General features: G+C 38.9%; 11 protein-coding genes. All 11 read right to left on the reverse strand.

The annotated features are described in order from the left end of the window. Positions 1–297 precede the first annotated feature (297 nt). Positions 298–1,269 (reverse strand): phosphate acetyltransferase, encoded by a 972-nt coding sequence (gene pta, locus ACW6OJ_RS05595; protein WP_455104082.1) that lies wholly within the window; start codon positions 1,267–1,269, stop codon positions 298–300. Between the two features lie 34 nt (positions 1,270–1,303). Continuing rightward, positions 1,304–1,780, reverse strand: coding sequence for a SoxR reducing system RseC family protein (locus ACW6OJ_RS05600; protein ID WP_314497407.1), 477 nt, complete (start codon positions 1,778–1,780; stop codon positions 1,304–1,306). 14 nt (positions 1,781–1,794) lie between these two features. Beyond that, on the reverse strand, positions 1,795–2,109 hold the full coding sequence (locus tag ACW6OJ_RS05605) for a metal-sensitive transcriptional regulator (protein ID WP_304082911.1): 315 nt from the start codon (positions 2,107–2,109) through the stop codon (positions 1,795–1,797). A gap of 3 nt (positions 2,110–2,112) precedes the next feature. Continuing rightward, entirely contained in the window at positions 2,113–3,903 is a 1,791-nt protein-coding gene (aspS, locus tag ACW6OJ_RS05610) for an aspartate--tRNA ligase (RefSeq protein ID WP_455104638.1), read from the reverse strand. A 16-nt stretch (positions 3,904–3,919) separates the two neighbouring features. After that, positions 3,920–5,182: a histidine--tRNA ligase gene (gene hisS, locus ACW6OJ_RS05615; RefSeq protein WP_293699504.1), complete on the reverse strand. Its 1,263-nt coding sequence runs from the start codon at positions 5,180–5,182 to the stop codon at positions 3,920–3,922. Continuing rightward, positions 5,154–6,713 carry a coproporphyrinogen dehydrogenase HemZ gene (hemZ, locus tag ACW6OJ_RS05620; protein WP_455104637.1) on the reverse strand — a complete coding sequence of 520 codons (1,560 nt, stop codon included), beginning with the start codon at positions 6,711–6,713 and terminating at the stop codon, positions 5,154–5,156. Before hemZ ends, hisS begins: the two co-directional genes overlap by 29 nt. After that, positions 6,714–7,340, reverse strand: coding sequence for an MBL fold metallo-hydrolase (locus tag ACW6OJ_RS05625; protein WP_314497394.1), 627 nt, complete (start codon positions 7,338–7,340; stop codon positions 6,714–6,716). A 17-nt stretch (positions 7,341–7,357) separates the two neighbouring features. Continuing rightward, positions 7,358–7,807, reverse strand: a complete 450-nt coding sequence (gene dtd / locus ACW6OJ_RS05630) for a D-aminoacyl-tRNA deacylase (protein ID WP_293427018.1) — start codon at positions 7,805–7,807, stop codon at positions 7,358–7,360. An 11-nt stretch (positions 7,808–7,818) separates the two neighbouring features. After that, a complete protein-coding gene (locus tag ACW6OJ_RS05635) occupies positions 7,819–10,044 on the reverse strand; it encodes a RelA/SpoT family protein (protein ID WP_455104636.1) in 2,226 nt (741 codons plus the stop codon). A gap of 76 nt (positions 10,045–10,120) precedes the next feature. Beyond that, complete coding sequence (locus ACW6OJ_RS05640; RefSeq protein ID WP_293427024.1) at positions 10,121–10,642, reverse strand: adenine phosphoribosyltransferase; 522 nt, start codon at positions 10,640–10,642, stop codon at positions 10,121–10,123. Between the two features lie 22 nt (positions 10,643–10,664). Continuing rightward, a partial coding sequence (locus tag ACW6OJ_RS05645; protein WP_456095991.1) for a hypothetical protein occupies positions 10,665–10,913 on the reverse strand: 249 nt, incomplete at its 5' end.

Here is a 10,913-nt window from a genome sequence, read left to right on the forward strand (position 1 = left end):
GCTAATGGAAAGGTATAAAATACAAAAGGGCAATATCCATAGCTATAAGTTTGCTATGGATGCTGCCGCATAATTTAATAGATTTTATTGATTTAAATTATCACCAACGTTATTTGACATAGAGCCACTAAAAAAGACTTGGTTGATTGTTCCAAGTCTTTTTATATGAAAATATATGCTATATACAACCAATAAAAATAGGGTAGCCATTGATAAAATGAAATTCTATTTAGCAATCTTGCAAACAGAAGTAACTTCTTAACCTGGCTACCCTTGATATATTCTATTGTGGACTTATTATATTAAGCTCTGACAAGCTGTTATTATACTTAGCTTGTATACGTCTTCTTCGTTACAACCTCTTGAAAGGTCTGTTATAGGCTTATTTAGACCCTGGATGATTGGACCTAAGGCTTCAAACCCACCCAATCTCTGGGCTATCTTGTATCCAATATTACCAGCATCTACTGATGGGAAGATAAATACATTGGCGAATCCAGCAACCTCTGAACCTGGAGCCTTTTGCTTAGCGACTGTTTCAGATACTGCAGCATCAAACTGTAGCTCTCCATCGATTACCATGTCTGGAGCTAATTCCTTAGCCATCCTAGTTGCATCCTGGACCTTTGTTATAAGATCATGCTTAGCTGAACCCTTAGTTGATAAGCTTAGCATGGCTACCTTTGGATCTATACCAAACATCTTAGCCATTCTAGCAGACTCTACTGCTACTCCAGCTAGGCCTTCAGCATCCAATTCTATGTTAATAGCACAGTCTGCAAATAGGTACCTAGTTTCACCTCTAAGCATTAGGAAAGAACCACTTGTTCTTGGTACTCCCGGCCTAGTCTTTACTATCTGTAGGGCTGGCCTTACTGTATCAGCTGTTGAGTGAACAGCACCACTAACCATACCATCTACCTTATCCATATAAGTCAACATTGTGCCGAAGAAGTTAACATCCTTTAGGATCTTTCTGGCCTCTTCATCATTTACCTTGCCCTTTCTTCTTTCAACAAAGGCTGCTACCATATCGTCAAATTCTGGATAATTGTCCATGTCAATAATTTCTATACCGTCAATATCAAAATTATTTTCTAGAGCTACTGACTTTATGGCTTCTGGTTGACCCAGTAGAACTGGTACCAATATTCCCTCCTTCTGTAGCCTTGCTGCTGCACCAAGTACTCTTGGCTCAGTTCCTTCTGGTAAAACTATTCTTATATTTTTACCATCAATTTGTGCTTTTAATTCGTCGAATAATTCCATTTTCATCCTCCTGATTACCTATTACTTTTTATATTTACATGCCCTCACAACTACCATCAAGAGAGCAGGTATTTAAATCTATGACAACCCTTGTTACGGTTGGCATATATTTACGACTAGCTCTAAATTTACCTTCTCTGGACCTAATTAATAAGTAGGCCAGTCCCGTGAAAGCAAATCCTACTAGGGCACTCAAGACCTCTAACATACTTGTTACACCTAGTAATTCGAATATATAATATGAACCTACTGAGCCTAGTAAAAGTCCTAATAGGGGTATTCCATACAGGATGCCTAGAGCCTTCATTACATCTATTTGGTCCATACTAACCTCGACATTGTCGCCCAACTTTGCACCTATGGAGTTGTCTACCTCTACTATTATTTCCTGGGACTCTGATGATGAAGATCCTATGCACTTACCACAAGATGCACAGGCAGAATTTCTCTGCATCCTCATCATAGCAGTTCTTTCATCTACTATTTCTACAATTCTACCTCTTTGATCCATTTGTATCCCTCCTCTTATTTGGAGTATCTCACCATTAGTTCAATCATTTCATCAATTAGCTCCTGCTTATCGTCCTCATTATGCTCAAGGGCTTCCTTTACACAGCCCCTAATATGATTCTCGAGGATCATATTCCCAACGGCATTGATAGCTGACTTGGCTGCAGAAATTTGTGTAAGTATATCTACACAGTATCTTTCATCCTCAACCATACCCTGTATTCCCTTGATTTGGCCCTCAATCCTCCTCAATCTCTTTAGGAGTAGGTCCTTATCATTACTGGGATTCAAGTGTCTATCATCATGATTATTTACTGAATCAATACTCATATCTTATTCCTTATCTTCTATTTCTACCCTAATACTTAGCTCCTTAAGCTGGTCATCCTCTGCAGTAGTTGGGGCGTTTGTCATCGGGCAAACTGCATTCTGGTTTTTAGGGAAGGCTATTACCTCTCTTATATTTTCAGCTCCTGCTAATAGCATAACCAGTCTGTCTAAACCAAAGGCTATACCACCATGAGGTGGTGTACCAAACTTGAAGGCATCAATTAAGAAACCAAATTTGTTATAGGCCTCTTCATCTGTAAAGCCAAGGGCCTTAAACATCTTCTTCTGTACCTCTGCATTAGAGATTCTGATTGATCCCCCACCTACTTCATACCCATTTAATACTATATCATAGGCTTTTGCCCTTAATTCTAATTTATTTTCTGCTGATTCTAACTTATCTAGGTCCTCGTCCATTGGTGAAGTGAATGGGTGGTGCTTAGCAACAAATCTACCATTTTCTTCATCCTCCTCAAATATTGGGAACTCAGTCACCCATAATAGGTTGAACTGGTTAGGATCTGCTAGACCCAGCTTGTCTGCTACAGCTATTCTTACCTGGCCTAAGGCGTCATACACTACTGAATCCTTGTCTGCCACAAATAGGAGTAGGTCTCCCAGCTTTGCATCCATAGCATCAGTAATCTTTGCTAATTCCTCTTCTGTAAAAAATTTAGCTATTGGAGATGTAATACCCTCTTCACTTATCTTCATCCAAGCTAGTCCCTTGGCCCTATATGTCTTTGCATGGTCCTCCAAGTGGCTGATAGCCTTTCTCGTGAAGTGATCTGCCCCACCTACTACATTTATGCCTCTTACTGAGTAACCAGGCTTAGTAGAGTCTGCAAAAACCTTAAAGCCACAGTCTGCTACTATGTCAGATATATTTACAAATTCTAGACCATACCTTGTATCTGGCTTATCAGACCCATACTTATTCATTGCATCTGCATAAGTCATCCTTGGAAATGGCGTAACTATATCCCTGCTAAGCGCCTTCTTAAATACATCTTTTACTAGACCTTCCATTATAGTCATTACATCATTTTCTTCAACAAATGACATTTCACAGTCTATCTGAGTGAATTCTGGCTGTCTATCAGCCCTAAGGTCTTCATCTCTAAAGCACTTAACTATCTGGAAGTACCTATCCATACCAGATACCATTAATAGCTGCTTATATAGCTGCGGTGACTGTGGTAGGGCATAGAACTTACCTTCATTTACCCTTGATGGCACAAGGTAGTCTCTTGCTCCCTCTGGAGTTGGCTTAACCAAGAATGGCGTTTCTATTTCACAGAAGTTATTATCTGATAGGTAGTTTCTAACTATATTGGCAACCTTGTGTCTTAGCATCAAGTTCTTCTGCATTTTAGGCTTTCTAAGGTCAAGGTACCTATACTTCAACCTTAGTGCTTCACTTACTTCATCATCATCCTTTATATATATAGGTGGTGTCTGTGATTCATTTAGAACTCTTAACTCTTGAGCAAAAACCTCTATGTCACCAGTTGGCATGTTAGGGTTTTTAGACTGTCTTTCGCATACCTTACCCCTCACAGCTATTACATATTCGCTACCTAGCTTTTCAGCCTTTTCAAAGGCTTCCTTGCTTACATCGGTATCAAATACAATCTGGGAAATTCCTCCCCTATCTCTTAAATCAACAAAGACTAGTCCACCAAGATTTCTCTTTTTCTGGACCCATCCCATCAATACTACTTCTTTGCCTATATCAGAAGATCTCAAGTCTCCTGCGTAACAAGTTCTCTTCATACCCTTTAAATTATCCAATGCCTCTACCTCCAAATTATAGTACAGTTCTTAGCTCTTCAACTAATTCACTGATTTTTATCAATTTCTGGTCACCTGTTTCCATATTTTTCAGTGTGGCCTCATCCTTATCAAGCTCGTCGTCTCCAATTACAATAGTATACTTAGCATTAATCTTGTTAGAATACTTGAACTGGGCCTTCAGGCTCCTATCTAGATGGTCCTTATCTGCTGATATATGATTATCTCTTAAGTCTTTTAGGATACTGAAGGACTTTAGCTTTGCCTTGTCCCCTATAGTTACCACAAATATATCTGTATGGTTAGGGTTGCCAATTTCTACCCCATTAGCTTCAAGTGTTAATAAAAGCCTCTCTGCTCCTAGTCCAAAGCCTATACCACTATAACCGCTTGGTCCCCCAATTTGTTCAACCAAACCATCATACCTACCACCGCCACATACAGTAGACTGGGCTCCTAGGTCATTAGAAATAATTTCAAAGGCCGTCCTCTTGTAGTAGTCTAGACCCCTTACTATCTTCTTGTCCACCACATAATTGATGTCCATTTCATCCAGGTATAGCTTTAACTGACTGAAGTGGTCCTTACAATTTTCACATAAGTGGTCTGCCATCAATGGTATATCAACTATATTGGCCTGGCAGGTTTCATTCTTACAATCTATTACCCTCATAGGATTCTTGTCTCTTCTATCATTACATAGGTCACAAAGGACATCAGCCTTGGCAGCCAAGTAGTCCTTTAATAGCTGGTTGTATTCTTCTCTACAAACTGGACATCCAACTGAGTTAATAGACACTGTCAGGTCCTTTAAGCCAGCCTCGCCTAAGAACTGCATTGCCAGTGATATTACCTCTGCATCCAAGGAAGGAGTATCGCTACCTAAGGCTTCTACACCAAACTGGTGGAACTGTCTCTGTCTACCAGACTGAGGTCTTTCATACCTAAAGCAAGGTGTTATGTAGAAAAGTTTAGTAGGCTGAGTTTCAGCATACATTTTGTTTTCAATAAAGGCCCTGATTACGCCGGCTGTTCCCTCTGGTTTTAGGGTAAGGTCCCTATCTCCCCTATCCTTAAAAGTATACATTTCCTTTTGAACTATATCAGTAGTATCACCAACACCCCTCTTAAATAGCTCTGTGTGCTCAAATATTGGTGTCCTAATTTCTTCATAGCCATATAGCCTGCACAGGTCCCTGAACTTACCCTCTAAGTAATTCCATTTATAGGCTTCTGCAGGTACTATATCCTTAGTTCCTCTTGGTGCTTTTGTTAACATTTTTTGCTACCTCCTTATACTTCTTATCTATCATTTCATCGATTCTTGTTAGATAATGGTCTAGGTTCTTTACATCGTCGACCCTTTCTATTCGATTTTCATCTAGGTATACAAACTTGGAAACTGCCCCAGCCCCTATCGCATAGTTAGATTGCTTTTCCTCCATAATCTGCATATTGTACAGGCATTCATATCCAGGCTTAGCATAGCCTATGTTTTCTAGGTTACCAAGCATATGTTTCTGTCTGTACATGTAGTAAGGCTTGTAGCCATGGACTTCCATATACCTCCTAGAAATATCTATCATTTCAACCATATTCCTATAGTTGGTCAAGTCATTTTTATGGTCTTGTAAATTAATATTCAAGTCTGAAGCCCTTTTAAGTGCAAGTGTGTGGACTGTAACACTCTCTGGGTCCAGGTCTATTATCCTTTTCATAGTCTCCTCAACCATGGCTGGCGTCTCACCTGGTAGTCCTAGTATAAGATCCATATTTATATTATCAAAGCCAAGGTCTCTAGCCATTTTGAAAGATTCCACAATATCTTCAACACTGTGACTTCTACCAATCCTATCTAGACTTACCTGGTTCATAGTCTGTGGATTTATACTAATCCTGTCTACATTGTACTTTTTAAGTACCTCTAGTTTTTCTCTAGTTATGGTATCTGGTCTCCCAGCTTCTACAGTAAATTCCTTAATCTCAGATAAGTCTAAGATTTCAAATAGGCTTGATATCAGATAATCCATATCCTTAGCCTCTAAGCTGGTCGGTGTACCTCCACCTATGTAGAGACTTTCTATAGTCTTGCCAAAGTCCTCTATAATTGACTTGATACCCCTGGCTTCCTTTAATAGGGTATCAACATATGACACCCTATGCTGACCATACCTATCCAGACTGTGAGATGGGAAGGAACAATATAGGCACCTTGTTGGGCAAAAAGGTATGCTCAAGTAAAGTGATATCTTGTCCTCCGAAGTTGGATATATAAAGGGTCTTTCCCTCTTGGCTACATCCATTATTAGGTTCAACTTTTCCTGGGATATAAGATATTCTTTCTTCATGAAGTCGCTTATTTCCTGGTCAGTCTTACCCTGATCCATAAGGCTATGTATTAACTTAACAGGTCTGATACCGGTTAAAATGCCCCATGGAACATTGGCATCATACTTGTCACTCAAATAGTCAAACATTGACCTCTGAATAAGTCTTTTTGATATTGTCTTAATATCATTATCTATTTTTTTATTTATTTTTGCAAATTTTTTTTCATAATCTACTAGATCTATATCTTGAGAAAGCTCTCTCTCGTATATAAGCTGACCTTCCTTATATACCTGGCTTTTGGTAAGTATCCTCACCCTATCAGAAGCTCGGTCTAACTCCAACTTATTGACCAAAAGTTCACCCTCTCTATTAACGCCAAAATCTTCTGAGCATTCTATAAAAGAAAACTCAGAAGAAAATAACTTTAGAAATTCGGATATCTCGTACCTATAATTATGCCCCTGCAATAATATATACATCTATACCACCAATTTCATATAATAATTTTCTTGTTTTTCAATACCTATGGTACTGGCTGGACCATGACCTGGATAAACAGTTAAGTCATTTTCCATCTTGCTTAATTTCTTTAGAGACTTCAATATAACCTTATAGTCGCCCCCATAGAAATCTGTCCTTCCTATTGACCCTGCAAATAGGGTATCACCTGTAAACATATCCATACCTACCCTAATACACATACCACCCTTAGTATGGCCTGGTGTTGCAATAAAGGTAAATGTATGGTCTCCTAGCCTTAGTTTTTCCTTATCGCTAACATATATGTCTGCTTCAAATTCTATTCTAGACCTAAAAAGTTGGTGACTCATATTCTTGTTAGCGTCATTTAGCATTTCTTTTTCATCCTGGTGGGCTAAGACCTTAGCTCCAGTCAATTTTTTTAATTCAAGGACATCTCCTATATGGTCAGCATGACCATGTGTCAGCATTATATACTTGACTACAAGATTTTTGTCCTTTATAAACTTCATTTCTTCATCTATATTGAAGGATGGATCTATTACTACTGCTTCAAGTGTTTTCTCATCGTAGCAAACGTAAGTATTTTCTCCCATCATTGTATCTGTAATTACCTTAATTTTCATGTATATTTAAACCCTTCCTAGAAATTTTTCTTAGAATCAATCAACAAGGTCACTGGTCCATCATTTACCAGCTCTACCATCATATGGGACCTAAACTTTCCTGTATGAGTGTCAACCCCCATAGCCTTGGCCTTGTCTACAAATTTTTGGTAGAAGTCATCTGCCATATCTGGCCTGGCAGCCTCACTGAAACCTGGACGCCTACCCTTTCTGCAATCACCAAAAAGAGTAAATTGGCTGACAACCAAAAGCTGACCTCCAACATCCACAAGCGATAGGTTCATCTTGTCATCTTGGTCCTCAAATATTCTAAGATTGACAATCTTATCAACCATATAGTCTATATCCTTAGGCGTGTCATCCTGGCTGACACCTAATAGGACCATTAGCCCCTTGTCTATCTGTCCAATCAGCTGATCTTCAACCTCTACTTTGGACCTTGTAACTCTCTGAACAACTGCTCTCATTATCCCTACTCCTATCTTCCGTGTACCCTATAGGCCTCTTCTACACCTGGTATATTTTTCATCTTCCTAATAAGGCTGTTTAGCTCTTCCATGCCAACCACCTCTACTGATAGGTCTATTGTTACACCAATATCTGTTCCCTTTCTGGCATATATCCCAACCAAACCTACCTTTTCATTTGATATTACATGGGTAACTTCGTTTATGATACCCCTTCTATCATTAGCCTTTATCTGAAGCTCTGCTTCGAATTTAGAGTTTATATCCTCTATCCATGACACCTTAATCATCCTTGGAGCATTTTTCTCCTTGTCTCTAAGAACATTCTCACAGTCAGTCCTATGAACTGTAACACCCCTCCCCCTTGTGATGTATCCAACTATTTCATCACCTGGAAGTGGACTGCAGCATCTGGCAAATCTAACATATATACCATCTAGACCATCAACCTTTACACCCGTATGCCTCTTTTCAGTCTTCTTGGATGTATACTTGCTCTTTTCAGGGTCAACTATGTTGTGGGCTACAACCTCTTCTTCAAGGTTTGCCATCTGTTCTTTTTCTAGCTTTCTTTCTTCTTTAGTAATTTCGTCTTTAACCTTATTTACTACGTGGTTACCTATAATACCACCATAGCCTATAGTAGCTAGAAAGTCTTCATAGTCAGGTTGGTTGAACCTAACAGCAATTTCCTTAATTGCAGCCATTACCTTGGCATCATTCCTACTTAGGTTATTTCTTGAAAGTTCCTTATCAAGTATGGCTAGACCTCTCTCTATATTTTCCTCTCGCCTCTCCTTCTTAAAGAACTGTTTTATCTTATTTCTTGCATTTGGAGTTTTTACCAAGTTCATCCAGTCCCTACTTGGTCCTAGAGAATTTGGAGATGTAAGTATTTCAACTATCTGTCCATTTTTTAGCTTGTACTCTAATGGTACAATCCTACTATTAACCTTAGCTCCAACACACTTGTTACCTACATTGGAGTGGATCCTATAGGCGAAGTCTATTGGTGTAGAACCATTAGGCAGCTCTAAGACATCCCCCTGTGGTGTAAATACATACACCTGGGCGTTAAATACATCCTCCTTAAGGGCATCAAGGAATTCATAAGGATCAGTAACATCCTTCTCCCATTCCATCATCTGCCTCAACCATTGAAGTCTCCTATCAACATCACTTAGACTATTGTCAGTGACACCCTCCTTGTACTTCCAATGGGCAGCTATACCAAATTCAGCTACATTGTGCATCTCATATGTCCTTATCTGGATTTCAACTGGCTCACCATCTGAACCTATAACTGTAGTATGCAATGACTGGTACATATTTGGCTTTGGCATGGCAATATAGTCCTTGAACCTTCCCGGAATTGGCTTCCATAGGGTATGTACTTCGCCAAGAACTGCGTAGCAGTCCCTATCTGTATCTACTAAAACTCTTACTGCAGTTAAGTCATATATCTCATCAAAGCTCTTATTTTTCTTTTTCATCTTCTTGAAGATACTATAAAAATGCTTAGGACGTCCGTACACGTCACATTCTACGCCCTTATCGTTCATGTCCCTCTTTATTATAGTAACAATCTCATCTATATAGGCTTCTCTTTGCTCTCTCTTCTTATTAACCCTATTGACAAGATCGTAGTACTCTTCTGGATACAAAAATCTAAAGGCCAGGTCCTCTAATTCCCATTTTATAGTAGATATACCCAGCCTGTGTGCTATACCCGCATATATATCTAGGGTCTCTTGGGCCTTATACCTTACCTTATCGCTATCCATATATTCAAGAGTTCTCATGTTATGGAGTCTATCCGATAGCTTTATCAACATGACCCTCATATCCTTGGCCATGGCCATAAACATCTTTCTAAGGTTGCTAGCTTGAGACTCTTCCTTAGTCATATACTTGATTTTACCAAGCTTAGTTACACCATCAACAAGGGCAGCTACATCCTTACCAAACATTTCTTCTATATCTGACTCTTCATAATCTGTATCCTCTACCACGTCATGAAGTAGGCCTCCACAAATGGTATCAATATCCAATTCCATATCTGCTAGTATATTGGCAACTGCTACTGGATGGATAATATATGGCTCTCCAGACTTTCTGAATTGTCCCTCATGGGCCTCCTTAGCTAAATTATAAGCTCTTACCACCTTATCTATATCAGCATTAGGCGCATATGCTTTTATTTTTTCTATTAAATTTTGTATTCTATCATCGTACATAAAATCACCCCTCATACTAAATATAATCTAAGCTGGTAATGCTCTTCTAATAAACCGATATAGACCCTCTTATCTCTTATTCACTGTCATACTGAACTAGGGTCTGGACATCGTAGCCCTTAAGCTTGTCCCTACCATTTAAGAATGTCAATTCAATCAAAAATTCTAGACTTACAACCTGACCACCAAGCTTCTCAATTAGCTTAGTAGCTGCTGCGGTTGTACCACCTGTAGCTAGAAGATCATCAACTATAGCAACCCTCTGTCCTGGCTTTATAGCATCCTTGTGTATCTCTAGAGTATCAGTTCCATATTCTAAGTCATATTCTATACTTTCAACATCGTATGGTAGCTTTCCAGGCTTTCTGATAGGAACAAAGCCTACACCAAGTGCATAGGCAACTGGAGTACCAAATATAAAGCCCCTAGCTTCTGGGCCCACTATCAGGTCAACCTTCTTTTCTCTTAAATAATCCGCCATTCTATCAACGGCAACCTTGAAGGCCTCTCCATCACCAATCAAGGTAGTGATATCCTTAAAACCTATGCCTTCCTTTGGAAAATCCTGGACATTTCTAATTTTTGCTTCTAAATTCATATATTCCTCCACAGTATCGACCCTATAAATTGTATGTTTCAACAAATTTTTTGTAATCTTCACCTATATATTCAATGATTTTATTTTTTTCTAAGTCTAGCTTGGCATCTGGCCTAGGTAATACCTCTATTTGAATCGTATCCATATCCAAATTTAAATCAAAGCTCAAGAGATTTTCAGCTTTCAAGACCTTTAAAATCAAGTCTAGCTTGATTGGATTGAGGCCTGTTGCTTCAATCAATTGGCTATATTTTATTTTACCTATATTAAT

The sequence above is a fragment of the Peptostreptococcus sp. genome (genome assembly GCF_977045075.1).

Excerpts from the sequence above, each read along its gene's own strand:
- pta (WP_455104082.1), bottom strand. The coding sequence starts at position 1,269 with ATGGAATTATTCGACGAATTAAAAGCACAAATTGATGGTAAAAATATA.
- ACW6OJ_RS05600 (WP_314497407.1), bottom strand. The coding sequence starts at position 1,780 with ATGGATCAAAGAGGTAGAATTGTAGAAATAGTAGATGAAAGAACTGCT.
- ACW6OJ_RS05605 (WP_304082911.1), bottom strand. The coding sequence starts at position 2,109 with ATGAGTATTGATTCAGTAAATAATCATGATGATAGACACTTGAATCCC.
- hisS (WP_293699504.1), bottom strand. The coding sequence starts at position 5,182 with ATGTTAACAAAAGCACCAAGAGGAACTAAGGATATAGTACCTGCAGAA.
- hemZ (WP_455104637.1), bottom strand. The coding sequence starts at position 6,713 with ATGTATATATTATTGCAGGGGCATAATTATAGGTACGAGATATCCGAA.
- ACW6OJ_RS05625 (WP_314497394.1), bottom strand. The coding sequence starts at position 7,340 with ATGAAAATTAAGGTAATTACAGATACAATGATGGGAGAAAATACTTAC.
- dtd (WP_293427018.1), bottom strand. The coding sequence starts at position 7,807 with ATGAGAGCAGTTGTTCAGAGAGTTACAAGGTCCAAAGTAGAGGTTGAA.
- ACW6OJ_RS05635 (WP_455104636.1), bottom strand. The coding sequence starts at position 10,044 with ATGTACGATGATAGAATACAAAATTTAATAGAAAAAATAAAAGCATAT.
- ACW6OJ_RS05640 (WP_293427024.1), bottom strand. The coding sequence starts at position 10,642 with ATGAATTTAGAAGCAAAAATTAGAAATGTCCAGGATTTTCCAAAGGAA.